Origin of the sequence: Xanthomonas sp. 4461 (assembly GCF_024806475.1) — a bacterium.
GTDB lineage: Bacteria > Pseudomonadota > Gammaproteobacteria > Xanthomonadales > Xanthomonadaceae > Xanthomonas > Xanthomonas arboricola_F.
Map to the genome: position 1 here is coordinate 43,486 of NZ_JANTYV010000004.1, position 24,784 is coordinate 68,269.

General features: G+C 65.4%; 26 protein-coding genes. 18 read left to right on the top strand and 8 right to left on the bottom strand.

Annotated elements, in window-relative coordinates; translation table 11 throughout:
* Positions 1 to 267: 267 nt before the first annotated feature.
* Entirely contained in the window at positions 268 to 777 is a 510-nt protein-coding gene (locus FHY19_RS14985; protein WP_259167000.1) for a lipocalin family protein, read from the top strand.
* A 470-nt stretch (positions 778 to 1,247) separates the two neighbouring features.
* On the opposite strand, the gene FHY19_RS14990 is transcribed toward FHY19_RS14985, so the two are convergent.
* Positions 1,248 to 1,424 (bottom strand): hypothetical protein, encoded by a 177-nt coding sequence (locus FHY19_RS14990; RefSeq protein ID WP_005989247.1) that lies wholly within the window; start codon positions 1,422 to 1,424, stop codon positions 1,248 to 1,250.
* A gap of 380 nt (positions 1,425 to 1,804) precedes the next feature.
* Here FHY19_RS14990 and FHY19_RS14995 point away from each other — a divergent pair, with 380 nt between their 5' ends.
* Positions 1,805 to 3,382 carry an EAL domain-containing protein gene (locus FHY19_RS14995; RefSeq protein WP_259167003.1) on the top strand — a complete coding sequence of 526 codons (1,578 nt, stop codon included), beginning with the start codon at positions 1,805 to 1,807 and terminating at the stop codon, positions 3,380 to 3,382.
* A gap of 544 nt (positions 3,383 to 3,926) precedes the next feature.
* Here FHY19_RS14995 and FHY19_RS15000 read toward each other — a convergent pair.
* A complete protein-coding gene (locus FHY19_RS15000) occupies positions 3,927 to 5,048 on the bottom strand; it encodes an acyl-CoA desaturase (RefSeq protein WP_259157063.1) in 1,122 nt (373 codons plus the stop codon).
* A 9-nt stretch (positions 5,049 to 5,057) separates the two neighbouring features.
* Positions 5,058 to 6,134 carry a ferredoxin reductase gene (locus FHY19_RS15005; protein ID WP_259167005.1) on the bottom strand — a complete coding sequence of 359 codons (1,077 nt, stop codon included), beginning with the start codon at positions 6,132 to 6,134 and terminating at the stop codon, positions 5,058 to 5,060.
* 92 nt (positions 6,135 to 6,226) lie between these two features.
* Here FHY19_RS15005 and fabR point away from each other — a divergent pair, with 92 nt between their 5' ends.
* On the top strand, positions 6,227 to 6,874 hold the full coding sequence (gene fabR, locus FHY19_RS15010) for an HTH-type transcriptional repressor FabR (protein WP_005989260.1): 648 nt from the start codon (positions 6,227 to 6,229) through the stop codon (positions 6,872 to 6,874).
* Positions 6,875 to 7,289: 415 nt separating this feature from the next.
* Here the strand turns inward: fabR and FHY19_RS15015 are convergent, their stop codons facing one another.
* Complete coding sequence (locus FHY19_RS15015) at positions 7,290 to 7,595, bottom strand: hypothetical protein (RefSeq protein ID WP_259167006.1); 306 nt, start codon at positions 7,593 to 7,595, stop codon at positions 7,290 to 7,292.
* A gap of 818 nt (positions 7,596 to 8,413) precedes the next feature.
* Between FHY19_RS15015 and FHY19_RS15020 the strand changes: the two genes are divergently transcribed.
* The 3 genes from FHY19_RS15020 to FHY19_RS15030 all read left to right on the top strand — a co-directional run bounded on the left by FHY19_RS15020 (position 8,414) and on the right by FHY19_RS15030 (position 11,833).
* Positions 8,414 to 9,535 (top strand): slipin family protein, encoded by a 1,122-nt coding sequence (locus tag FHY19_RS15020; RefSeq protein ID WP_259167007.1) that lies wholly within the window; start codon positions 8,414 to 8,416, stop codon positions 9,533 to 9,535.
* 57 nt (positions 9,536 to 9,592) lie between these two features.
* On the top strand, positions 9,593 to 10,816 hold the full coding sequence (locus FHY19_RS15025) for an RtcB family protein (protein WP_259167008.1): 1,224 nt from the start codon (positions 9,593 to 9,595) through the stop codon (positions 10,814 to 10,816).
* A gap of 216 nt (positions 10,817 to 11,032) precedes the next feature.
* On the top strand, positions 11,033 to 11,833 hold the full coding sequence (locus tag FHY19_RS15030; protein ID WP_259157076.1) for a hypothetical protein: 801 nt from the start codon (positions 11,033 to 11,035) through the stop codon (positions 11,831 to 11,833).
* A gap of 225 nt (positions 11,834 to 12,058) precedes the next feature.
* Here the strand turns inward: FHY19_RS15030 and FHY19_RS15035 are convergent, their stop codons facing one another.
* The 3 genes from FHY19_RS15035 to FHY19_RS15045 form a co-directional block, all read right to left on the bottom strand.
* Entirely contained in the window at positions 12,059 to 12,922 is an 864-nt protein-coding gene (locus tag FHY19_RS15035) for an alpha/beta fold hydrolase (protein ID WP_259167009.1), read from the bottom strand.
* Positions 12,922 to 14,028 (bottom strand): DUF3182 family protein, encoded by a 1,107-nt coding sequence (locus FHY19_RS15040; protein ID WP_259167010.1) that lies wholly within the window; start codon positions 14,026 to 14,028, stop codon positions 12,922 to 12,924. Before FHY19_RS15040 ends, FHY19_RS15035 begins: the two co-directional genes overlap by 1 nt.
* Before the next feature lie 88 nt (positions 14,029 to 14,116).
* A complete protein-coding gene (locus FHY19_RS15045; RefSeq protein WP_259157079.1) occupies positions 14,117 to 14,281 on the bottom strand; it encodes a hypothetical protein in 165 nt (54 codons plus the stop codon).
* Between the two features lie 408 nt (positions 14,282 to 14,689).
* On the opposite strand from FHY19_RS15045, the gene FHY19_RS15050 reads away from it, so the two are divergent.
* From FHY19_RS15050 to FHY19_RS15085, 8 genes are all read left to right on the top strand, one after another.
* A complete protein-coding gene (locus tag FHY19_RS15050; RefSeq protein WP_003486531.1) occupies positions 14,690 to 14,971 on the top strand; it encodes a hypothetical protein in 282 nt (93 codons plus the stop codon).
* Between the two features lie 44 nt (positions 14,972 to 15,015).
* Positions 15,016 to 15,282, top strand: coding sequence for a hypothetical protein (locus FHY19_RS15055; RefSeq protein WP_259157115.1), 267 nt, complete (start codon positions 15,016 to 15,018; stop codon positions 15,280 to 15,282).
* Between the two features lie 76 nt (positions 15,283 to 15,358).
* Entirely contained in the window at positions 15,359 to 15,952 is a 594-nt protein-coding gene (locus FHY19_RS15060; RefSeq protein ID WP_259157116.1) for a DUF4142 domain-containing protein, read from the top strand.
* Positions 15,953 to 16,237: 285 nt separating this feature from the next.
* Positions 16,238 to 17,125: a TIGR01777 family oxidoreductase gene (locus FHY19_RS15065; protein WP_259167011.1), complete on the top strand. Its 888-nt coding sequence runs from the start codon at positions 16,238 to 16,240 to the stop codon at positions 17,123 to 17,125.
* 147 nt (positions 17,126 to 17,272) lie between these two features.
* Positions 17,273 to 17,938, top strand: coding sequence for a response regulator transcription factor (locus FHY19_RS15070; protein ID WP_104612320.1), 666 nt, complete (start codon positions 17,273 to 17,275; stop codon positions 17,936 to 17,938).
* Complete coding sequence (locus FHY19_RS15075) at positions 17,935 to 19,125, top strand: ATP-binding protein (RefSeq protein WP_259167013.1); 1,191 nt, start codon at positions 17,935 to 17,937, stop codon at positions 19,123 to 19,125. The genes FHY19_RS15070 and FHY19_RS15075 overlap by 4 nt, the downstream gene beginning before the upstream one ends.
* Positions 19,126 to 19,425: 300 nt before the next feature.
* A complete protein-coding gene (locus tag FHY19_RS15080; RefSeq protein ID WP_259167014.1) occupies positions 19,426 to 19,716 on the top strand; it encodes a hypothetical protein in 291 nt (96 codons plus the stop codon).
* Between the two features lie 55 nt (positions 19,717 to 19,771).
* On the top strand, positions 19,772 to 20,434 hold the full coding sequence (locus FHY19_RS15085; RefSeq protein WP_259167015.1) for a DUF3313 domain-containing protein: 663 nt from the start codon (positions 19,772 to 19,774) through the stop codon (positions 20,432 to 20,434).
* Between the two features lie 462 nt (positions 20,435 to 20,896).
* Here FHY19_RS15085 and FHY19_RS15090 read toward each other — a convergent pair whose 3' ends face one another.
* The gene (locus FHY19_RS15090) at positions 20,897 to 21,736 is read right to left on the bottom strand and encodes a histidine biosynthesis protein HisIE (RefSeq protein ID WP_259167016.1); all 840 of its coding nucleotides are present in this window, start codon (positions 21,734 to 21,736) and stop codon (positions 20,897 to 20,899) included.
* Between the two features lie 242 nt (positions 21,737 to 21,978).
* Here FHY19_RS15090 and FHY19_RS15095 point away from each other — a divergent pair, with 242 nt between their 5' ends.
* From FHY19_RS15095 to FHY19_RS15110, 4 genes are all read left to right on the top strand, one after another.
* Positions 21,979 to 23,415 (top strand): Do family serine endopeptidase, encoded by a 1,437-nt coding sequence (locus FHY19_RS15095; protein ID WP_259167017.1) that lies wholly within the window; start codon positions 21,979 to 21,981, stop codon positions 23,413 to 23,415.
* Between the two features lie 115 nt (positions 23,416 to 23,530).
* Positions 23,531 to 23,893, top strand: a complete 363-nt coding sequence (locus FHY19_RS15100) for a hypothetical protein (RefSeq protein WP_046965216.1) — start codon at positions 23,531 to 23,533, stop codon at positions 23,891 to 23,893.
* A gap of 3 nt (positions 23,894 to 23,896) precedes the next feature.
* Positions 23,897 to 24,382: a phage holin family protein gene (locus FHY19_RS15105; protein ID WP_259167018.1), complete on the top strand. Its 486-nt coding sequence runs from the start codon at positions 23,897 to 23,899 to the stop codon at positions 24,380 to 24,382.
* Entirely contained in the window at positions 24,379 to 24,762 is a 384-nt protein-coding gene (locus tag FHY19_RS15110) for a hypothetical protein (RefSeq protein WP_259167019.1), read from the top strand. Before FHY19_RS15105 ends, FHY19_RS15110 begins: the two co-directional genes overlap by 4 nt.
* The last annotated feature ends 22 nt before the right edge of the window (positions 24,763 to 24,784 follow it).

Sequence of the window (24,784 nt, forward strand, 5' to 3'; positions counted from 1 at the left end):
TTCTGTGAGCCGCTCCTGGCTGGCTGGGCCGACACGGCAGATCCCGCGCGGTGCGGTGTCTGCGATGCCGTGCACCGATGGCAGGCCAGGGTGTCGCCATACCGGCAGCCGATCGCTCGCATGCCGCGTCGACGGGCGACGGGCGACGGGCGACGGCAGTGACAGCGCAAGCGATGGCGCGCAGCTGGCAGCCGGTCTGCGCGTGCCAACATCCACTTCATGGCCCTGCACGTACAACGTCTGCCATCCCTTTGCGCAGAGGCCGTCATGAGCCGACTTCCCGAGTTGATCACCGTTGCATCGCTGGACCTGAACCGCTATCTCGGCACCTGGTACGAGATCGCCAGGTTGCCGATCCGCTTCGAGGACGCCGACTGCACCGATGTGTCCGCGCATTATTCGCTTGCCGACGACGGCAGCGTACGCGTGCAGAACCGCTGCCTCACCGCAGCCGGCGAGCTGGAGGAAGCGGTCGGTCAGGCGCGCGCCATCGACGCGACAAATGCCAGGCTCGAAGTGACCTTCCTGCCCGAGGGCTTGCGCTGGATTCCCTTCACCAAGGGCGACTATTGGGTGATGCGCATCGACGCGGAGTACACCGCCGCGTTGGTCGGCAGTCCCGATCGCAAGTATCTGTGGCTGCTCGCGCGCCTGCCGCAGCTGGACGAAAACATTGCCCAGGCCTATCTGGCGCAGGCGCGCGAACAGGGGTTCGACCTGGCGCCGTTGATCCACACCCCGCACACCGGCCGGCTCACCGAACAACCGCTGCCCTGAGGACGCTTGGCGGTCGCTGCGACTGCGCCAGGCAAGGCTGACGGCGCAAGAGCACGCGCGCCGCAATGTTCACCTCAGCCTCGATTCCATACACACCGCTGCGCGATGCCGGGCAGTGCGTCGCGCACACCAGATGGCTCCGCGCGTTGAGACGAGTCAGGCACGGCCGTGCCGTGACCGAACGGCCCGATCGCGGACTCACGTCCGCAGATCGGCCTGTTCGCCCGCAGCAACACGACCGGCCCCACACCGCGATCGACCCAGCCGCGTCACACCGATCCTGACTCCGCCATCCTCATACAACGACGGCCGGAGCAGGCAGGCCGCAGTACACATGATGCACCCGCTTGGTTGCTCCGGCCGGCTCGGCCCGTGGTTGCTGGGATGCCCCCGCTGTCGACTGCATCAAGCGTCGCTATCAGCTGCGGACTCCGCCATTGGCGGCGTTCAATCCTGCGACTCAGCCGTTGTTAGCCGTTGAGCGTGCCCAGATCCTTGGCGGCGGCCTGCGCGCCTTCCAGGCTGTCGAAGGCCACGCCGGTGTCGCCGACAACGTACTTGACCAGTTCGCCGTCGCGCGTGGTTTCGTGCATCTTGAAGATCGGTACCGCATCGGTGCCGCCGACGCGTTCTTTCTGCGTTGTCATGGGTGATTCCTCCAGTGAAAGCGCCTTGCCGGGGACCGGATGGCCCCGCAGCCCGCCGTGGCGAGCGCAGACGCAACGACCCTAGCGCGCGACTGCGTGCAGGCGCGTGAATCCTTCGGCCGCGTCAATTGCTGCAGTGCAGGGGCAGCTTCCGGTAGAAAATCACATCCACTTCGCTCGCCAGACGCGCGCAATGCACGCGTGTGTCGTACATTCGCGACGTGCAGCCTCATCAGTCCATATCTGTGGTCCACATCACGCCGGTAAGGCGGGCTGCTGCGTGTGGCGACGCAGCCGTGGCAGACGCGCAGACCGTGGCGTGCAGACCGCACGGCAGGCCGCGCGCATGAGCTGGCCCCCATGCCGATGCGGGTGGTGACGTGAAGCGTCAACGCATCATCAGTCTGACCGTGCTGCTGGTGCTGCTCTGCGCAACGCTCCCGATCGGCCTGTCCTATTACCTGGCCTGGAGGCTGGCGCTGTCGCGCGAGGAAAGCAGGCTCAGCCAACTGGCGGCGCTGTCGATCCGGCGGACCGAAACCGCCTTCGACGAGGCGCATGGCGCCCTGCTGAGCATGGCCGCCTCACGGCTACCGCCCTGCTCGCCCACGCATCTGGCGCAGATGCGCGCGCTGGTGCTGACCAGCCACTACATCGTCGAGCTGGGGCATTTCGAGCAACGCCGCCTGCACTGCACGTCGTGGGGGTTGCTGCCCAACAGCATCCCGCAGACCCGCCCGGACTTCGTGGTCAAGCGCGGCATCGCGGTGACCACCCGGCTGCTGCCGCTGGCCAATCCGCAGCACCCCCTGATGGCGCTGCAGCTTGGCGACTACAACGTCCTGATCAATCCCGATACGCTGGCCGATATCAATATTCCGCCGGGCCTGCAGCTGGCGATCGGCACCCCCGACGGGCAGGTGCTCAGCAGCACCGGCACGGCAGCCGAGCAGTTGCTGGTGACGCCGCTCGAGGACACCGACACCGGCACCGCCGCCGCGCAGCCGCAGGTGCTGTCCGGCCGCGACCGGCGTGGCGACTGGGTCGCGGTGGTCACCGAGCCGATGGCGTACCTGCGCGGGCCGCTGGCGGCCGCACGGCTGCAAGTGGTACCCGGCGGGGTCGTGCTGGCAGTGCTGCTGGTCGGCGTGGTGCTGTGGGTGTCTCGGCGCCGCCTGTCGCCGCTGGCGCGGCTGGAGATTGCGGTGCAGCGCGGCGAATTCATCGTGCACTACCAGCCCATCATTGCGCTCGACGACGGCCGCTGTGTCGGCGCCGAGGCATTGGTGCGCTGGCAACAGCAAGACGGCGTGCTGGTGCCGCCGGATGCCTTCATTCCGCTGGCAGAAGAAAGCGGCCTGATCCTGCCGATCACCGATCTGGTGGTGGCCGAAGTCATCCGCGACCTGGGCCCTACCCTGGCTGCAGATCCGGCGCTGCACGTGGCCATCAACGTCTCGGCCGACGACATCAAGAGCGGCCGTGTGCAGTCGGTGCTGGCCCAGGCCCTGCAGGGCACCGGGGTGGACAGCGGGCAGCTGTGGGTGGAGGCGACCGAGCGCAGCCTGATGGACATCGACGCGGCGCGCACCACCATCACCCATCTGCGCGGGGCCGGCCACACCGTGTCGATCGACGACTTCGGCACCGGCTATTCGAGCCTGCAGTACCTGCAAGGCCTGCCGCTGGATGCGTTGAAGATCGACAAGTCGTTCGTGGACACCATCGGCACCCACTCGGCCACCAGCTCGGTGACCGCGCACATCATCGAAATGGCCAAGACCTTGCAGCTGCGCACCATCGCCGAAGGCGTGGAGCGCCAGGAGCAACTGGACTACCTGCGCGCCCACGGCGTGGACCTTGCGCAGGGCTGGCTGTTCTCGCGCGCGCTGCCGGCGACCGGCTTCATCGCGTATCACGCGCAGGCGCGTACCGTCTCGGCGCACGGGTTCAAGTAGGCGACCGCCGCCTTCAAGGCATCCGGCCGACAAGCCGCGTCGATGCCTTGAAGACACCATGCAGGGCCAAGGCTGCGTCATCGCGATCCCTGGCCTCGCCTGGCCCGATTGAAACGCTCAGGCTTACCGCCGCCGTCGGGCTAACACGCTGCAACCCGGGCAAGCACTCCCACCATGGCGTGGCGTCGAAGTGACGCTCGCAACCACTGCGCTGTTGCCCGGCCCACCGCGTTGGGACACCGTTCGGTGCCCTGGCTACCTACGCCAGTGACGCATGCGTGTTGCATGCGGGCACGTGGCCGCATCGCTGATGTCGGCCCTGGCCCGTTATCGAAACGGCAACCGCGACCACTGCGTCGTCGCTCGGCCAATCTCACCCGCACGCCGGTCAGGTGCCTAGCGTTTGCCCGCGCCAAACGCGCTGGCAGGCTGCAGGCAGACCCGTGGCCGCATCGCCACGCTCACCTTGCTGCATTGCGTGCCGCTGCTTCGATTACCTCACATCCAGAAAAAAGGCCGCCAAGGGCGACCTTTTTAGTATCACTCAAGCGCCCTGCAACGCAGCGCTGCGTTGGCGCACCGGCTTGGGCCGGCTGGGGAAGGCATGCCGCACGATCCGCCACATCACCTGGCCGAACTGACGCGGCAGCGAGCCGGTGTTGTAGTGCTGGCCGTAGCGCGCACAGATCTGCTTCACTTCGACCGCGATCTGCGCATAACGATTGGCCGGCAGGTCCGGGTAGAAGTGATGCTCGATCTGGTGGCTCAGATTGCCCGACAGCACGTTCATCAACTTGCCGCCGGTCAGATTCGACGAGCCGCGCAACTGACGCAGATACCAGTGGCCGCGCGACTCGTTGCGGATCGATTCCTTCGGAAACACTTCCGCATCGGCGGTGAAGTGACCGCAGAAGATGATCACGAAGGTCCAGATGCTGCGCAGCACGTTGGCGGCCAGGTTGCCCAGCAGCACGGTCAGGAAGAACGGGCCTGCCAGCAGCGGGAACACGATGTAGTCCTTGAGCATCTGGCGGCCGATCTTGCGGCCCACCGGCAGGAACGAGGCGCGCAATTCGGCCGCCTTCATCTTGCCCGCGAACCACCGGCCCAGGCGCAGGTCCTGGATCGCCACGCCCCATTCGAACAACAGCGCAAACACCACCGCGATGAACGGCTGCAGCAGGTAGAACGGGCGCCAGCGCTGCTCGGGGAAGATGCGCAGCAGGCCGTAGCCGATGTCGTCGTCCATGCCGCGCACGTTGGTATAGGTGTGGTGCTTGAAGTTGTGCGTCTTGCGCCAGTTGTCGCCGGTGGCAACGATGTCCCACTCGTAGGTGTTACCGTTGAGCTGCGGGTCGCCCATCCAGTCGTACTGGCCGTGCATGACGTTGTGGCCCAGCTCCATGTTCTCCAGGATCTTGGACAGGGTCAGCAGCACCACACCGGCGATCCAGGCCGGGATCAGCACGCTGTGCACGAACGCGCCCAAAAACAACAGCGCGCGCCCAGCCACGCCGGTCCAGCGCACCGCCGCCACGATGCGGCGGATGTAACGCGCATCGGCGGCGCCGACCTGGGACTGCACGCGGGCGCGGATGGCATCGAGTTCGTCGCCGAAGGACTGCAGTTCGGCAGCGGACAGGGCGCGGTTATGGACTCGGCTCATGAGGATTCCTTACAGATCCAGGATCAGGTCAGTGCTCGGGGCACTGATGCACAGGCGGACCTGTGCGGTGGGTTCATTGCTGCGCTCACCGGTCAACAGGTGGCGCGTGGTGCCGGACTGGCGTGCGCAGGCGCAACTGTTGCAGATGCCCATGCGGCAGCCGTGTTTCGGGCGCAGGCCTTGCGCTTCCAGCCCTTCCAGCAGCGATTGGCCGCGCGGCAGGGTGAGCGTACGGCCGCTGCGTGACAGCTGCACCTGCACCTCACCGGCTTCGCCGTCGTCCAGCACCGGCACGCTGAAGGCTTCGGCCTGGAACGCGGCCACGCGGCCCTGCAGGCGCGCGCGCGCTGCCTGCACAAAACCGCCGGGGCCGCAGGCCATGACGTGACGGTTGGAGAGATCGGCGATCTGCTCCAACGGATACGTATCGATGCGCGCTGCCGGGGTGGCGCCTTCGCGGGTGGTCAGCAACCGCACGCGCAGACGCGGATGCGCAGCCGCCAGCGCTTCGAATTCTTCGACGAAACAGGCTTCATCGCGCTGGCGCACCCAGTACAGCAGGTCCACGTCCATCGGCATGCCAGCCTGCGCGGCGGCCTGCAGCAGCGCGCGCATCGGCGTGATGCCGGAGCCGGCAGCCAGCAGCAACAACGGCGTCGGGGCAGTCGGCAGCAGCATGTCGCCGAAGGCCGGATCCAGCGACACCACCGTACCGATCGGCGCAGCGCCTGCCAGATAGCGGCTGACCAGCCCGCCCTCGATCGCCTTGACGGTGATCGCCAGGCGGCCATCGGCCAGTACGGTCGGGCTGTAGCTGCGCAACAGGCGGCGGCCGTCGATCTCCACGCCCAGGCTCACGTGCTGGCCGGCCTGCAGGCCCTGCCAGTGGCCGTTGGCCTGAAGCACCAAGGTCACCGCGTCGCGGCTGGCAGTGCTGCGCTCGACCAGACGGGCCATCGGCCGATCCAGCGTCCACAGCGGATTGATCCGGGTTGCCCAGAAATCGAACAGCTGTGGCGACACCAGCCGGCGCGCCAGCCGTGCGGACAGCGGGGCTTTGCTCTTTGGAGTGGATGCCAGGCTCATAGGTCGCACTATACGCATGCATGCACATGCGTGTATACAGTTGTATATTCCCAGAAGGGCTATGATTCATCCCCTCGCCCGGCCGCCGCCCCATGACCTCCATCGCCCTGCCTTCCCACGACGCGCCGCCGTCACGCAAGCCGGCGATTTCACGCGAGGACCTGATTGCCGCGGCGCTGTCGCTGATCGGCCCGCACCGCAGCCTGTCCACTCTGAGCCTCCGGGAAGTGGCACGCGAGGCCGGCATTGCGCCAAACAGCTTCTACCGCCAGTTCCGCGACATGGATGAGCTCGCGGTAGCGCTGATCGATCTGGCCGGCCGCTCGCTGCGCACCATCATCGGGCAGGCCCGCCAGCGCGCCACCTCCACCGACCGCAGCGTGATCCGCGTGTCCGTGGAGGCGTTCATGGAGCAGCTGCGCGCCGACGACAAGCTGCTGCACGTGCTGCTGCGCGAAGGCGCGGTGGGCTCGGATGCCTTCAAGCAGGCGGTGGAGCGCGAGCTGACCTATTTCGAAGACGAACTGCGCGTGGACCTGATCCGCCTGGCCGCCGCCGACAACGCCAAGTTGCACGCACCGGCGCTGGTGTCCAAGGCGATCACCCGCCTGGTCTTTGCGATGGGAGCGGTGGCGATGGACTCACCGCCGGAAAAGGATCCGGAACTGATCGAACAGATCTCGCAGATGCTGCGCATGATTCTGACCGGCGCGCGTACGCTGGGCACCCACGGCGGCTGAGCGCGGCTCACGGCACCTCGTGCGCAGTTGTCAGGCGGCTGCTGACCGGGTGCTCATCACCACAGCGATCCATGCTGCACGCCGCATCGCAAACCAGGCGCATCCGCCTGGCGTTGCGCTCCATCGGCTTGTTCGCCGCTCTCATTCTTCGGACGGCAGCCTGCTGGCGGCTTACGTCTTGCACCCTGCGCAGTGAATGGCCGGCCGGGCGGCTGTGCGCGGCAGGCGCGCGATTGGCGCGAGGTCATCACGGCAACCCATCCACCGAAGCACACTGATCGCCCATTCCCCGGCGCACTACTCGCGCAACATCGGCCTGGCGTGCAACTGCACGCCCCACCGCATCGGTCTACCGGGACTGCCCCTCGTGTGCACAGCCACGCATCGACAACCCCAGCACCAAACATGCAGACGATTATCCAACCACTCCAAGCCTTATCCATCCCCGGCCCGCACTTTCAATCGCCAAACTGCCAGCACCTGAAAAAACATAATCAATTATTTTCATAAAGTGCTTGCATAACCAAAAACCTGCAGGTAATGTTCGCGCCTTACGCAGCACTGCCTGCACCCGGACCTGACGCACTCTCATGCACACCAGCCATTCCATCCAACGCAATCGACTGCCCGGCGCCCTTGGCGCGGCATCGTTTGCGTGCACGTCCAAACAGGACGTGCGCACCATCATCGGCTGATGTCCTGACTCAAGGAGATCGGTCACCCGATCTCCGAGGCACGCGAACGCCCTCGGATGCTGCATCCGGGGGCGTTTTTCGTTATGCGTTCGCAGCGAACCTGTGAATGACCGCAGTTGAAACCCGGGCATGGACTGCCCGACGACAGGGATGTCGGATTGCCACGAGGCGCGACAGCGCTGTGCCCAGGTTTCGGGCACGGGTGGTGCGTGGTCATGCACCGACTGAATTGCCGTTTGAATAAAACGGTAATCGGAAACAATGCGGAAGATCGTCAGCGGAGTGGAGTTTATTCCAACCGGTGCGTGCGGCTGTGCCGTGGCGTATATCGATATCTTTCTCGTGTTTCTCGTTTTGGGTAACGGCTCGTGGTCGAGCGGCGGCACTATCCGCAGGCGCGGTTCAATTCCGCATTACCCACCACTGGATAGCTCAGAGGTTAGAGCAACAGATTTCAAATCTGTCTGTCGCGGGTTCGATTCCCGCTCCAAGCAATGACCTTCCCGGTCATTCCGGGGACGCAAGTCCCTTTACGGAAACGCCCATGCCGCGTGCAATCACGCAATGCATCGCTTGAATGCACGCGGCAGCGGCGGCCTCGCCGGGCGGTTGCCCTGGACGCGTCGCCCTGCACTCGTCCGTCACTTCGCAAACCATCGCGGAGCTGCGGCAACGCATCGGCAGGCGCCAACAGCGCAGCGTGCCCCGCACGGCCGCCGTCACCGGCGTTTCCACCCTCCCACGCCGCGTTGCATCGGCACACGTTCGCCACCAGTCCGATCCGGGCGGCGCGACGGCAGTCCCTGCGGATCGGACCACCAGAGCCAACCCAAGGAGAAGTGTCATGTTCTGGAGCAAGAGGGTCGTGATCGGCGACGGCGAGCGCGGCCTGGTGTATCGGAATCGCCAGTTCGCGCGCGTGCTCGCGCCCGGCGTCTACCGCCTGTTCGACCCGCTGGGCCGTACCGAGGTCAGCGTCCACGCCATCCACAGCGGCGAGGAAGTCGGCCGCGATGCCGACAGGCTGATCGACACGCTGGGCGCCGCATTGCCGCAGCACTTCGTGCTGGCGGACATCGGCAGCGCGCAGGTGGGCCTGCTGAGCCGCAACGGCAAGCTCGATCAGGTACTGCCACCGGGCACCCGCGCGCTGTACTGGCGCGGCGCAGCCACCATCGAGGTACTGAGCCTGCCCTTGGCCGAGGGCCTGCAGGTGCCGGGTGACGTGCAGCGACGCCTGCGTCAGCTCGGCACGTTGTCGCGCGTTGCCGTGTGCATGGACGTGCCCGCCGAGTCGCAGGGGCTGGTGTTCGTAGACGGCAGGCTGATGGCACCCTTCGGCCCCGGCGCCTACGCGTTCTGGAATTTCCAGAAGAACGTGGTCATCGAGGTGATCGACCTGCGCGTGCAGTCGGTCGAGGTCTCCGGCCAGGAACTGCTGACGCGCGACAAGGTATCGCTGCGGGTCAATCTGGCAGCGAGCATGCGCGTCACCGATGCCGTGGCGATGCGCACGCGCGTGGCGAAGGCGGGCGACTACCTGTACCGCCAATTGCAGTATGGGTTGCGCCGCGCCGTTGCGTCCAAGACGCTGGACGAATTGCTGGGCGACAAGGCATCGCTGGACGCGGATATCTTCGGCTATGTGCGTGGCAGCGTCGGTGGGTTCGGCATCGACGTGCTCGGCGTTGGCGTCAAGGACGTGATCCTGCCCGGCGAAATGCGCGCAATCCTCAATGCAGTGGTGCAGGCGGAGAAGCAGGCGCAAGCCAATGTGATCCGTCGGCGTGAGGAAGCCAATGCCACCCGCTCGTTGCTCAACACCGCCAAGCTGATCGAAGACAGCCCGGTACTGATGCAATTGAAGGAGCTGGAGGCGCTGGAAAAGGTCACCGAAAAGATCGACAAGCTCACCGTGTTCGGCGGCCTGGATGGCGTGCTGAAGCAGTTGGTGACGCTCAGATAGCCATGCGGGTGTGCGGCCAAGGGATTGGCCGCGCACCCGCGCAAAGGAATCAACACCATGAGTACTTCACAACAGTTCGAATGGCTGCACGCCGAAGGCAGCACCACTCCGATCAAGGGCTGGGTGCGTGGCGTGCCGCTGGAAGAACAGGCGCATGGGCAGTTGCGCAATATCGCCGCGGTCCCGTTCGTCGGGCCGTGGGTGGCGGTGATGCCCGACGTGCACCTGGGCAAGGGCGCAACCGTGGGCTCGGTGATCCCGACCCGCGGCGCCATCATCCCGGCGGCAGTCGGCGTGGACATCGGCTGCGGCATGGCGGCAGTGCGTACCACGCTGCGCGCCAGCGACCTGCCCGACAATCTGGCGCAACTGCGCTCCAGCATCGAGCGTAGCGTGCCGGTGGGCAACGGCCGGGGTGGCGAGCATCGCAATCTGCCCGACAGCATCGACACGCGGATCGCGCAATCGGGGCTGGTGCAGCGGCTGGAGGCGATCAAGCAGCAGCACCGGCGCATCCGTACCGACAAGCTGGCATGCCAGATCGGCACGCTGGGTGGCGGCAACCACTTCATCGAAATCTGTCTGGACGAGACCGACGCGGTGTGGGTGATGTTGCACAGCGGCTCGCGTGGCACCGGCAACCTGATCGGCACCTACTTCATCGAGCGGGCGCGCGAGCAACTGGCGCACCGCGTGCTGGGCTTTCATCTGCCCGACAAGGACCTGGCCTTTTTCATGCAGGGCGAGCGGTTGTTCGATGAGTACGTGGAAGCGGTGTCGTGGGCGCAGGATTACGCCCGCGAAAATCGTGAAGCGATGATGGCTCGGGTGTTGGCGGAGATGCGCCACCGCCTGCCGAAGTTCCAGCTGGAGAAGCTGGCGGTCAACTGCCACCACAACTATGTGCAAAAGGAGACGCACCATGGCGAGGAATTGCTGATCACCCGCAAGGGCGCGGTAAGCGCCCGGACAGGCGAGCTGGGCATCATTCCCGGCAGCATGGGCACGCGCAGCTATATCGTGCGCGGGCTGGGCAACGCAGAGAGCTTCCACAGCTGCAGCCACGGCGCGGGACGGGTGATGAGCCGAACCGCAGCGCGTGCGCAGATCACCCTGGCCCAGCACCGCGAGGCAACCGCACATGTGGAATGCCGCAAGGACGCGGCCGTGATCGACGAATCGCCTGCGGCATACAAGTCGATCGATGCGGTGATGGCTGCGCAGCAGGATCTTGTCGAGGTGCTGCACACGCTGCGCCAGGTGGTGTGTATCAAGGGGTGACCAAGGGCCGCAATAGCGGCCTTTGTTTCGCGACACTGTGCGATGGCATCACTGCAGAATGTCGGCGGCCTCATCCGCAAGCGCGCATGCACAGTTCAGGCATGTCGCGACGCCACTCACATCAAAGCACAAGCGTTTCACTCCCGCGCCGCCATGGTTGCGCCACATTCGCGGCCTGCCCTCGCAGGCGGCATCCATCAGGTAACCGGAGGCGGCATGAGCAATCTCGACAAGCAGGAACGCAAGGCAGAAGCACAGGACTTGAACCGCGACCCGATCTCCGGTGCTCCCGGCTCGCATCCGGTTGGCGTGGGCGTGGGCGGCATCGCCGGGGGTGCGGCAGCTGGCGCATTGGCAGGAACGGTATTCGGCCCGCTCGGCACCTTGATCGGTGCGGCCGCCGGCGTCCTGGCAGGTGCTGCGGCAGGCAAGGGCGTGGCCGAACGCCTCGACCCGACGGTGGAAACCGAATACTGGCGCCAGGAGCACCAGAACCGCCCGTACTACAAAGAAGGCACCGACTACGACCGCGACTACGCCACCGTCTACGGCTTCGGGCTGCAGGCACGCGAAACGCGCCCGACCAGCACCTGGGAAGAAACCGAGGCCACGTTGGCCGGCGAGTGGCCGCGCAATCGCGGCGAATCGCGCCTGGAATGGGATGAAGCGCGCCTGGCCGCACGCGATGCATGGGAACGTGCCGATCGCACCCACAGCGTGTATCGCGATGGCGACACGCACTATGCCGGCCGTTTCGACAGCGCCAGCTACCGCGACAGCGAATACTCGTATGACGACTATCGCCCCGCTTATCGCTATGGCATGCAGGCCCGTCAGCAGCATGCCGGCCGCCAGTGGGACGACCACCTGGAACGCGACCTGGGCGATGGCTGGGACCGCTTCAAGGCCGACTCGCGTCTGACCTGGGAAAAGGCCAAGCACGCCGTGCGTGAGGCCTTCGATTCGGATCATCATGGCGATGCGGCACGTCGCAACCCGACCGATCCGCGCGTGTAATCCGAGCACACCGGCCGCGCCAAGCGCCAGTAACCATGAAGAAAACAGACGGGCCCGCGAGGGCCCGTTTGCGTAGGGGGGTTGTTGTGGTCTGGCCGCGTACCGGCCGACGTGCAACGCCTGGGTATCGTCGCGCGGTATCCCGTTGGGTTGCGGGATTTCCGCATGGCCAGTGGGTAAGCGACACACCGCGCTTACCTGTGCGGGGAGGCAACCCAAAGCAGATCAACCGGACGAGTTCTCCACCGCCCGGATATCGCCGCGAAACGCGAGTGAATCCTGTCCCGACCGCGTAGCGTCGCCCTGCTGCCTCAGCATCTGCTTGCGCGCGGCCACCACCTCCTTGGCCAGGGCAATCCGGCGGCCCACCACCATTTCGGTCAACCAATCGATCAACGCGCGGGTGTATTCCTGTTGATGCTCCTTGACGCTCAACGCATGGTCCGCGCCGGCAATCACGCGCGAGGTCAGCGAGCGCGCCTTGACGAAGGCATTGGCATAGTTACGCAGCACCGGATGCGGCACGATGACGTCGTTCTCGGCTTCGACGAGCAGTACGTCGCCGGTATAGGCAGCGCAAGCCGCCAGCGCGATGTTGTCGTCGGGCGTCAGCGCACGTTGGCGGTACGCGGTCAGATCCGGATCGGCATTGAGGCTGACCTTGGGCTGGTCCCAGTGCGCGTCCTTGTAGAGCGCTGGCGAGCGCAATGCCAGCCACTCCACCGGGCGCTCGCGGGTCAGCAATGCCGACAGATAGCCGCCATAACTCAGGCCGACCACGGCAATCGACTGTTGATCCACGTACGCAAGCGCTGCCAGCTGATCGTAGGCGGCGATGATGTCTTGCAGGTTCTGCGCGCGGGTCACGGTCTGCCGCATCGAGGCATGGCCCTCGTGACCGCGCAGATCGAAGGTCATGCAAATGCATCCCAGACCCACCGCTTCGCGCGCGCGCACCAGGCTGTGATGCTGGCTGCCGCCCCAGCCATGGACGAACAGCACCGCCGGAATGCCGGTCGGCGTGAGCAAGGTGCCGCTGAGCGCGTCGTGATCGACCGGGATGTCGATGCTGGAAAGTTTTGCTTCCATCAGTCGGTTGAGACCCTTCGGTATTTGTAGCGCGGACCGGCGCCGGGCTTGGTTGCACGGTAATACACCTGCGCATCGGCCGGTGGTTGACCCGCATAGATTTCGTGCGTGGATGCGCGCACCCAGTGCAGGTCGGGGTATTGCTGAAAACAGGCGATCGCCGCAAGCTCGGCCGGCGTCGCACCGCCAATCCGCCAGGATTGCTCCAGCACACCGCAGACAGCCACCGCAGATGCATCTTCGCCGCTGACCACATCGTAATTGCGCCGCGAAATGTGCAAGCCGGCAGTGGCGGCAACGATGCAGCGATCGTAGCGGCATGCCTGTTCCACCACGCGCCGCTGCAACGGCGGCAATGCGGTGGCCAACAGCGCTTCCAACGATCCGCGATGGACATGCAGCGACGATCCGCCGTAGACCTCATCGCCTTGCGCATTGCGCACACTGCATTGCGTACCGTAATACGCGATCTGGATACCGGCCACGCACAGCTCGCCCACGCTATGGGTCACCGGCTGCAGGATGTTGCGCTCCAGGACGGCGCCGTGGGTGCGCAGGTAATCCTCCGGCAACGTGTCCAACGCCTGCAACAGCGCGCCGCTGTCGGCGATGCGCCATTGCCCATTGCCGCCCACGCCGGTGGGCAGCTTCAGACGCACCCCGCCGTCGGCCAGCAGCAGATCCAGCGCAAGCAGCGCGTCTTCGCGCGAAAACACGGTGTAGCCCGGCAACGTGGCCGGCATCAATGCAGTGGCCAGTGCCTGGTTCCAGCCGTGGATCTGCGCGGCTGTCTCGCCGATCAACGGGTGGCCAATGACCTTGGTGGCGACAAATGCGTACGGCACGATACCGCCCAACAGGTCGACCGCATCGTCAATGGCCAATGCGCGTGCCTGTTCCGCGGTCAAGGTATCGTCGGGCACATGCAAGATGCGATGCTCGGCGCCTTCTTCACACATCACCGGATCGCGGAGCCCGCCATCACGGGCACCTAGCAGGCGTGCAATGTCGCTGCACACCCAGGCATGCGTGACACGTTCGTGTCCATCCGCAGGCACCGCACGCAGGGTGTATCCACGCACCAACCCATAAGGCGGATCTGCCATCACATCCCCTTGCGGCAAGGCCGCATCCCGGCGCCGATCCCGTGACCGCCGGGCGGCGCAGTGCGATGTTGCAGGTGCGCGTCTGCGCTTATTTCATGGCCAGATAGAGGCCTACCACGATCAGCACCACCACGATCAGGCTGATGGCCATGCGCCCACCACGCAGCTCCAACAAGGCCTGCCACCACACGCGCGCTTCGGGTGTACCGCTGGCGTGGTGCGGCTTACGACGACTGCTTTCGCTCTCCTGCATCCTGTCTGCTCTCTCCATTACGTCATGGCATAGAGTAAGGGTCAGACGTTACACAAGTGTGGAGCGGTTCAGAATCTTCCGTAAAATGCGGCACTGCACGCCAGTCTTCTCGCGAGCACCGCACGCGCAGTGGCGGTCGACACGATAGCGACTGACACGCCGCATCTTGGCGCGCTGCAGCTGGCCGATCGCATGTGCTGGCCTGCATATCGCGTTTGCTCGGCGGCATTGAGACAGATCAAGCCAATGCGCCTGCATGCAACGCGTGTAGAAGCGCGGAAACAAGCTGACCAGTTAAGCGTCGCGTTGCGTGGGTGCAGGCCAATGGTCGGGTTCGATGATCATTCGTTGACATACCCGCAGTTACTCTGCGGGTCAAGTTTGTTTAACCCCGGAACGCCCCAAGTCATGAGCAGAGACCCCTCCGTCATCGATGTACAAGCCGAAATCGCGCATTGGCAGGCGCGGCATGCCCAGGGAAATCTGGGTGCAGGCAAGTTCAGCGAATTGTCTCCGGTGGTGAAGATGGCCTGCGATATCTATCTGCAGGCACCGCGTTCAAGCGACCAGGAACGTCTGCGTCTGTTTCGCGACCGCCTTGAGCATCACTTCATTTCGTCCAGCACACAGTCCAACTACGAGCAGCTGGCAACCGATTGCTGGCAGCGCCTGGGTGCGCGCAACAGTTGAGCACATCCGTCGTACGCAAGACCCGTTACTCATTGGAGATCGTCATGAAAACCCCGTATCAAGTGCAGCAGGAGCTGGAACGACTGGAGCGATTGGTGCCGCACATCATCAGCGACCAGGGCGACCGCGCGGAGGAAATCCTTGGCTTCCATGTGGCCAGCCTGCTGGGCAGCGCCCCAGTCAGCGAGCACGCCATGATTCGCGAACGTACCGTGCGCATGGCACGCCAGTGCCGCACCGCGCAGGATGCGATCCGCACACCGATCAGATCCCTGGGCATGGCACCGGCCGCCCAGCCGCAGTGGGCCTGATCAACGTCGTACCGGAGCCGCGTAGCGGCTCCTTTGCATTTCACCGTCGGCATTGCCGACTCACCCTGAGACATTCATGAAATCCACTCTTGTTGCTGCATCGTTGCTGGCCATGTTGACCCTTACCGCCTGCGATCGCCCCGGTGGCGACGCATCGCGCACTGCACCGGCAGTATCGCCGGAGCCGACCGCCGCACCGGTGAGCGGGAGCGGAGCAACCGAACTGGCCAAGGGCGATGGCGGTGCGCTGGGCGTGCTGGCTGCGATCGACGAAAACGAGATTGCACTAGCCAAGCAGGCCGTCGAGCAAGACCTGGGCGGCGCTACCGGCGAGTTTGCCCAGCAGATGTTGCGCGACCACGAAGCCAACCTGGAGAAGACCAAGGCGCTGGGGGCAACAGACAGCGCGCGTGCGGATGCGATGCGTGCCAGGGGCAAGGCCGCTGTAGAAGCGCTGTCCAAGACGCTCACCCTGCCCGACGGCAAGGACGCGTACCGCAACGCCTTCATGCGCAACATGGTCATCGACCATGGCGACACCATCAAGATCATCGACGCCGAACTGCTGCCCGCCGCCGAAAGTGCGCCGGTCAAGCAGCACCTGGAAGAGACCCGTCGCGTGGTGTCGGCACATTTCGAACGCGCCCACGCGGTCTCGTCGTCGAAGTAAGCGCACCGCCGCTGCACCCTGCAACGCGCCGGCCTGTCCGGCGCGTTTGCGTTTTGGCCGTCGCAGTGCATCGAGCGCATTGCAGCGCGGCTGCATTCGCGGGCCCGACACGCTAGGTGCGGTTGCACGTCACCACCTTGGACGCCGCCGTCCCGAGCCATCTGCACGAAGACATCGGCCGCAGCATCGGTAAGGTTGCCTGCGTTCCGCGCGCCCGCTTCACTTCACTGCGCCTGGGTCCGCCCTGGCCTATGGTGCCGCATCGACTCGACCCAGGATCCTCACATGCGTTTGCTCATCACCGGCGGCACCGGCTTCATCGGCCAGGCCTTGTGCCCCGCGCTGCTGCATGCCGGCCATCAGATCAGCGTGCTGACGCGGGACATCCGCCGGGCCAGCCGTACCCTGCCCGGCGTGACCGCCGTCGACACACTGAACGGGGTGCAGGCCGATGCCGTCATCAACCTGGCCGGCGAACCATTGGCCGCCGGACGCTGGACCGCCGCCCGCAAGCAACGTTTTCGCGATTCGCGGCTGGGCATCACCCGCCAACTGCACGACTGGATTGCGCAACAGCCAGCTGCGCAGCGGCCGTCGGTGCTGATCTCCGGCTCGGCGGTGGGCTATTACGGCGAGCGCGGCGACACCACCTTGACCGAAGCAGATGCCGCAGGCGATGACTTCTCGGCCGCGCTGTGCCGCGACTGGGAAGCGGAAGCCGCACGCATCGGCGCGCTTGGCCCGCGCGTGAGCTGGGTGCGCACCGGCATCGTGCTGGACCGCAACGGCGGCGCGCTGGCACGCATGCTGCCGGCGTTTCGGCTGGGCGGCGGCGGGCCGTTCGGCAACGGCCGGCACTGGATGAGCTGGATCCACCGCGCCGACATGGTCGCACTGCTGGTCTGGCTGCTGCAGCACGGCCAGCCCGGCGCCTACAACGCCACCGCGCCCAACCCGGTCAGCAATGCCGAGTTCGCGCGCACGCTGGCCAAGGCACTGCATCGCCCCGCGCTGCTGGCGCTGCCGGCCGGGCTGCTGCGGCTGGGATTCGGCGAGATGGCCGACCTGCTGCTGATCAGTCAACGCGTGCTGCCGCAGCGTGCGCTCGATGGCGGATTCCGCTTCCAGTACACGCAACTGGAGCCGGCGCTGCGCGCCATCCTGCAGCACTGAGCCGCCCGGCGAGCCCTGCGGTTCGGGCTCCTGGGCCGCCCATCGGGGACGCAGCCGCGCCGGACGGGGCATGCACTAATATTTCCCTAACGCGCATCTTCGACAGTGCCGCGGATCTCGGATTGCCCGATGCCCAGCGGACCCCTTATGCACCTGCTCCTCGTCGAAGACGACACCATGCTGGCCAATGCCATCTGCGACGGCGTACGCCAGCAGAGCTGGACCATCGACCATGTCGGCAGCGCCAACGCGGCCAAGACCGCCCTGGTGGATCACCGCTACACCGCAGTGCTGCTGGATATCGGCCTGCCCGGCGAGTCCGGGCTGACGGTGATCCGCTTTTTACGCAGCCACTACGACGCCACCCCGGTGATTGCGCTGACCGCACGCGGCCAGCTCACCGACCGCATCCGCGGCCTGGACGCCGGCGCCGACGATTACCTGGTCAAGCCCTTCCAGTTCGACGAGCTGATGGCGCGGCTGCGCGCGATCACCCGGCGCAGCCAGGGCCGCGTGGTACCGGTGCTCAGCCAGGGCGATGTCTGCGTGGATCCGAGCAGCCGCAAGGTCACCCGTGCAGGTACCTGGGTGGCATTGAGCGCGCATGAATATCGATTGCTGCTGGCATTGATGGAGCGTGCCGGGCGCGTGGTCACCAAGGATCAGCTGGAAGAAGGCGTGTATGGCGGCCCGTCGGAAGGCGGCAGCAACATGATTGCGGTGTATGTGCATCAGTTGCGGCGCAAGCTCGGCGATGAGCTGATCTCCACCGTCTACGGCCAGGGATACATGATCGGCAAGGCACCGGAATGACCTCCTTGCAGGCGCGCATGCTGGCGGCATTGGCGGCCATCGTCCTGCTGAGCTGGTCGACCTCGCTATGGATCCTGATCGCGCTGGTCACCCAGGGCCATCACAGCGTGGTCGAGCAGGAACTCAACCTGCTTGGCGACCGCCTGGTCAGCGCGCTGCCCGATACGCTGGAACGGCGCTTCGATATGGCCAGCGATGCCACCGGCACGCCGGGCGTTGTCGCCACGACAGGTGCCATGTCCTCGCGCATGAGCCTCAACCAGACATTGACCGCCGTGGTGCTCAACACCTTGCAGCTGGCGATCCTGGGCGTGCTGGTGTGGTGGGCGGTACGCACCTCGCTCGGGCCGCTGCGCACGGTCTCGCTCGCCATTGCGCAGCGCACCGGGCTGGACACCGAGCCGGTGCCGCTGGAGCGTGTACCGGATGAAATCCGCCCGCTGATCGCCTCGTTCAACACCTTGCTGGCGCGCGTGGAAAAAACCGTGCAGGCCGAGCGCGATTTCGTTGCCGACGCAGCACACGAGCTGCGCACGCCACTGTCGGCGCTGCATGCGTATGCAGAGGTCGCCCTGCGTGCGCCCACGCTGGAGGCCAAGGACGCGGCGCTGCATCAGTTGCTGGAGACCGCACGCCGCAGCAACCGCCTGGCCGAACAGTTGCTGGATCTGGCGCGCCTGGATGCGGGCATCAGTTCGGCCGCCTATCACCAGGTCGACATGGGCGAATTGATTTCGCATGTACTGGACGAGTTCAGCGTGCAGGCCGACGCACGTCAGATCAACCTCCAGGTGGAGGCATCGCCGTGCCTGCTGCGCTGCGATGTGGATGCGGTGGGCATCCTGATCCGCAACCTGGTCGACAACGCCATCCGCTACGGGCGCACCCACGGCACGGTGGAAGTGAGTTGCGGCTACTGCCTGCGTGCCGATGTGCTGCACCCCTTCGTGCAGGTGAGCGACGACGGCCCCGGTGTGCCGGAGGCCGCGCATGCGTCGATCTTCGAGCGCTTTTATCGCGTGCCGGGCAGCGAAGTGCAGGGCAGCGGAATCGGGCTGTCGTTGGTCGCCGGCATTGCCCGACTGCATGGCGCGACGATCGAAACCTGCGAAGGCACCGAAGGACGCGGCCTCTGCGTGCGCGTGGTGTTTGCCGGCACCAGCGCGCCAACTGCCAAGCGCAGCTGACCAAACATGGCGCGGCCGCCACGCAGGTGTGGCCGGCGCCTTGAGACCGGGATGGACGGCTGCCCCTTGCCGCTTTCCCTGCGCGAGCGGGGGAGATCGCATAGGCCTGACCTCGCTGTAGGACCCAGCGCACAACGGCGTCGCCAGCGTAAGCGGCCGCGCTCATCCGGTGGGCGCAGGGGGTTTGCCGATCCCAGCAAGAGGTCATGCGCGCTGTGGCGGGGTGCTGTTGGCTTCCAATAACTTTCTAAACCTGCCTGTCTAGAGTGCACTCACCGCACGCATCCAGGATGCATGGTGATGATTCGCCCGACCCGCTCCACCCCACAGGTTTCGACCACGCTGTCGCCATTGGCCATGCAACGCGCCGCCAACGACAGTGTGATCGCGTCTAGCACGGCGTTGGCACCGGCAGCGGAATTTCGCTGCGGCCGCACCGGTACGCGCAACCGCGACATCTGGTGTGCGTTACCGGACATCCGCAGCGCACGCCAGACACATCGCCTGCAACGCTGGGCCACGCGCGGTGTGTTGTTCACGGCTGCCGGTGCGCTGTTTGCGTTGGCGCTGGCACGTCTTCTGCTGCGTTGAGCATTCGCGCACGCCGCTTCCTTCACAACCGTTTTGTGTCTCACAGGACCCAGTCATGCCTGTCCATGTCATCACCCGTTGCTGCACGCTTGCCGTTGTCGGCATCACCCTGATCGGCTGCGCCAGCACCGGCCCCATGCCGTATCGCCAGTTGCCATCGTCCGGTTACCTGCGTCCGCACGACGGCAGCCGCGGCGATCGCATGCCGTACGCGTATCACAGCGATGTGGATTGGACGCACTACCACGCAGCCATTGTCGAGCCGGTCGCCATCTACCGCGGTCCGGACGCGCAGTTCGAGAACGTGCCGGAGCAGGACAAGCGCATGCTGGCCGACGTCATGCAGCAGGAATTCGGCAATGCCATTGCGCGGCGCTGGCGCCCGACGACGTCGGCCGATCGCGACACATTGCGGGTACGCATCACCCTGACCGGCGCCAAGCCCAGCAAGCGCGTGCTGGGCACCATCATGAAGGTGGATCTGGGCGGCGGTTCGTACAACGCCGTACAGGCCGCACGCGGCAAGGAAGGCGCATTCTCCGGGTCGGTCAGTTATGCGGTGGAGATCTTCGATGCGCAAAGCGATCGCCTGCTCGCCGCGTATGTCGAGAAGCAGTATCCCAGCGCAATGAACATCAAGGCCAGCCTGGGCGCATACGATGCGGCAAAGGCGGGAATCCGCAAGGGGGCCGAGCAGCTCGTTGAAGGGCTCGAGTAGCCAAGAGCAGGAGCTGCTTCCCTTCCCCCACCGGGAGAAAAAGGCGCCCCGCAGGGGCAGATGAGGGTACGCGCGCAGCACCGCGAGTGATGAGCGTGGGCGCGCGGCCTTGTGCAGTTGTCGCAACGCGACGTGGAGTCGAAATCCCTTTGGAGCATCACGCGCCGTAATCGAATCACCCTGAGCGCTTCGCCCCGTGCCCTCACCCCACCCGCAGGAGAGGGTCTTAAGCTCAGCGCCGGCTTACCCACCGCGGCGAACGCGTCTGCTACGCACATGAAAAAGGCCGGCGCTCTACGACCGCGCCGGCCTCTCTCGATATGCATCACCTTTACGTAAATCTCGTTACGTAAATCTCAACTTGCACGTCTATCTCGTCCTGCACGTACGTCCAAGTTGCCGCACACGTCTGCGCTGACAGCACGAGCGACGCGACGCAATGCCACCCTCAACCCTCAACCCTCAGCGCGTGACGCGCTTGACGGCCTTTTTGCCCACGGCCTTGCGAGCCGCAGTAGTCTTGGCCACAGCGCGCGTTGCCGGCGTCTTGGTGACTTTGGCCGCCTTCTTCAAGGCGGTCTTGGTCACGGCCTTCTTCAGCGGGGCCTTCTTCACTGCCGCCTGCTTGGTCGCGGTCTGCTTGGCGACCGGTGCTTTCTTGGCGATGCCTTTGGCCACCGACTTCTTGAGCGAGGCCGATTTGGCTGCGGCCTTCTTTGCGGCCGTGTGCGCGCTCACCGTTGCCACGGCGGTCTTGCGCGCCGCACTCTTGGCGGCGGTCTTGGCGCTCAGCGCAGCTGCTTCGGCCTTGGCGTTGGCCTTGGCGGTTTCCAGCTTCTGCCTGGTGTTGGCCTTGGTATCGGAGATCTTCTTCCTAGCCGCCGCGCTGGTGCTGCTCAACTTCTGCTTGGCGGCATCCTTGGTCGAGGTCAGCTTGTGCCTGGCCGCATCCTTGGTGGAAAGCAATTTCTGCTTGGCTGCATCCTTGGTGGCCGTCAGCTTGTCTTTGGCAGCGTCCTTGGTCGCGGTCAATGAGCGCTTGGTCTTGGCCACGCCACGCTTGACTGCGGTCGCCGCTTCGCCGGCCTTGGCAACCGCGTTCTTCTCCGCCTTGACCACCGCCTTGCGGGCCTTGGCGACGCGCGTCTTGACCTCTGCCACAGCCACGCCTGCAGCTTCCTGCGCGCTGGTCACCGCCTCGCTGGTGGTGCTGGCGATGGTGTCGGTCAGCTCGGTTGCAGTGCTCTTTACGCTATCGACGGCGTCGGACAGGGTTGCCGTCACACCATTGCCGTTGCTCATAGACCCTCCTTAGGGGCGTCAGTGCGGGAAACGTGGGCGATGCACGACGGCATGCATATGCTGAACAGGCATCGGATCAAGCGGACGCTACGCCCGGCTCGGCGGGCTGTCAACGCAATGGCGGCAAGGCATGCGCGGCTCTTTCACCGGCAGTTAAATTGCTGGCTGGCACTCTCGTTCAGCTTGATTTACGCAGCCAGCCCCCCTATTCCTCCTCCACCGCATAACCCGGAATCCGTTCCATGCGACCGCTTCCCACCTTGCTGACGCTTTCCCTGGCCGCCGCCTTCGGCGGCTTTGCCGCCACCGGCATCAACGCGTGGCTGGACAACCGCGCCGAAGCCACGCCGGCCGGCACCACCAACTTCACCTTGCCGGCAGCAGCCGCGTTACCGGCCGCGGTTGCCGGGCAACCGGTGCCCTCGCTGGCACCGATGCTGCAGCAGGCGATGCCAGCGGTGGTGAGCGTCAACACCAAGCAGGTGGTGCGCGTGCGCAACCCCTTCTTCAACGATCCCATCCTGCGCCGGCTGTTTCCGGAGATTCCGCAGGACCGCATCAACGAATCGCTGGGCTCGGGCGTGATCATCGATGCGCAAAAAGGCTATGTGCTGACCAACCATCACGTCATCGAAAATGCCGACGACGTGCAGGTGACGCTCGGCGACGGACGCACGGTCAAGGCCGACTTCATCGGCTCCGATGCGGACACCGACATCGCACTGATCCGCATCAAGGCCGACAACCTCACCGACATCAAGCTGGCCGACAGCAACGCCTTGCGCGTAGGCGACTTTGTGGTGGCGATCGGCAACCCGTTCGGCTTCACCCAGACCGTGACCTCCGGCATCGTCTCGGCGGTGGGACGTAGCGGTATTCGCGGCCTGGGCTACCAGAACTTCATCCAGACCGATGCCTCGATCAACCCTGGCAATTCCGGCGGTGCGCTGGTCAACCTGCAGGGTCAGCTGGTCGGCATCAACACCGCCAGCTTCAACCCGCAGGGCAGCATGGCCGGCAATATCGGCCTGGGGCTGGCGATTCCCTCCAACCTTGCGCGCAACGTGGTCGAGCAACTGGTGACCAAGGGCGTGGTGGTGCGCGGCACGCTCGGCCTTGAAACCCAGAACCTCACCCAGCAGATGCTGCAGGGCCTGGGTGTGGATTCGCTGCGCGGCGCACTGGTGACGCGCGTGTTGCCAGGCTCTGCGGCGGCCACGGCCGGCGTGCAGCCCGGCGACGTCGTGGTGGCCGCCAACGATCAACGCGTGGACAGCGCAGAAGCGCTGCACAACTACGAAGGCCTGCAAGCGGTTGGCAGTGCGGTGACACTGGACATCCGTCGCGACGGCAAGCCGCTCAAGCTCAAGGCCACGCTGAAGGAACAGGACCGTGCGGTCACCGGCGACATGCTCGACCCGCGGCTGGGCGGCGCCACGTTTGTGGATCTGCCAGAGTCGCTACGTCAGTCCGGCATCACCGGTGTCATGGTCAGCGAGGTCAAACGCGGCGGACGCGCAGCGGCCAACGGCCTGGTGTCCGGCGATGTGATCGTGGCCAGCAGCGTGGGCGAGTTTGCGGACCTGGCCAGCTGGCGCGCCAATTTCCAGCGCAAACCGCAGCAGCTGGTGGTGCGGATCCTGCGCGGCAACGCGCAATACGACGCGCTGATGCGTTGAGGCGCCGTGACTGCACGCTGTTTCCACTAACGCCTCCTACACCCCCCCGATGCTATTGCTACTGCACGACCGCACGTAAGTGGCGGCTGCCATCAATGACCGAAGGAGATATCGCATGAGCCCCACCAATACCGATCAGCTGAAGGAAAACCTGAGCGAAGCCGGCACCCACCTGAAGTCGGCCGCCAGCGCCGCCGGTGAAGCCGTCAAGGGCGCCACCAGCGCTGCGGGCGACGAGCTCAAACTCGGTCGTGCCAACGTCAAGGCCGAACTGTCCGACACCGCACTGGCTGGCATGGCCGCGGCCGAGTTCGGCGGCGCAGCAGCGAAGGAACAGATGGACGTGCTGGTCGCCAAGGGCAACGACTTGCTCGACAGCGCCACCGACCTGATCCGCGAGCGTCCGTTGGCCGCATTCGGCGTTGCGTTTGCCGCTGGCTGGGTCATCGCCAAGCTGGCACGTAGCAACGATAACTAAGTCGTGAGCGATCAGGCTTCTACAGCTGCCGGTTCCGGCGCGCCAGAGGCGCGTCCGGAAACGCCGGGCCTGGACGAAAGCGTACGTGCGGTCGGCGCTGCAGGCCGCGCAACGCTGGGCTCGGCCAAGGACACCGGTCGCGCATTGCGCCGGTTGGTGTCGGCCGACTTACGGTTAGCACGCAGTGCATTCGGGCGTGGCCTGGCGTGGGCGTGCGTGGCAGTGGTGTTCGGCGCGTCGTCATGGCTGTTGCTGGCGGGCGCCATCATCGCCTTGCTGCAACGCGCCGGCTTGTCGTGGTTTCAGGCGATGTTTTTCACCGCCCTGGCCAGTTTGCTGGTCACCGGTATCGCGGCATGGCGAGTGTTCTTCTATTTCGATCACACCGGCATGAACGCAACGCGGCGTCAGTTGATCAAGTTGGGCATCTTCGACGATTCCAACGAGGACGATACCGCCGCCGAACCTGTAAGTGGGGGACATCCATGAAGTTCGGCACCATGCGTCAACACGTGGAACGCGCTGAAATGTTGGTGGAAGGGCGCGCGCAGGAAACGCGCACGCACTGGAGCCAGTTGCGCCAGACCTGGCGTGCAGGCTGGTCGCCGGCACGCATCATGCTAGTCGGCTTCGGGCTGGGCTTTGTCACCGGCCGTAACGAACCACAGGCCGCGCTGGGCAGCATCGCCAGCAAGCTGGGCGGCATTCCCAAGATTCTGCAGATGATCAGCACGATCTCTGCGTTGTTTACGGCGCACCGCGCGCAGGAAGCCTCCGAGCAGGCCGAGCGTGCAGCCGATAATGCCGAAGAAGTGGCGGCCGAACCGACGGTCACGGTGGTACAGGTACCCGCCGAACGCGCCGCCTGATCGTCGCTATTGGATGCGGCGC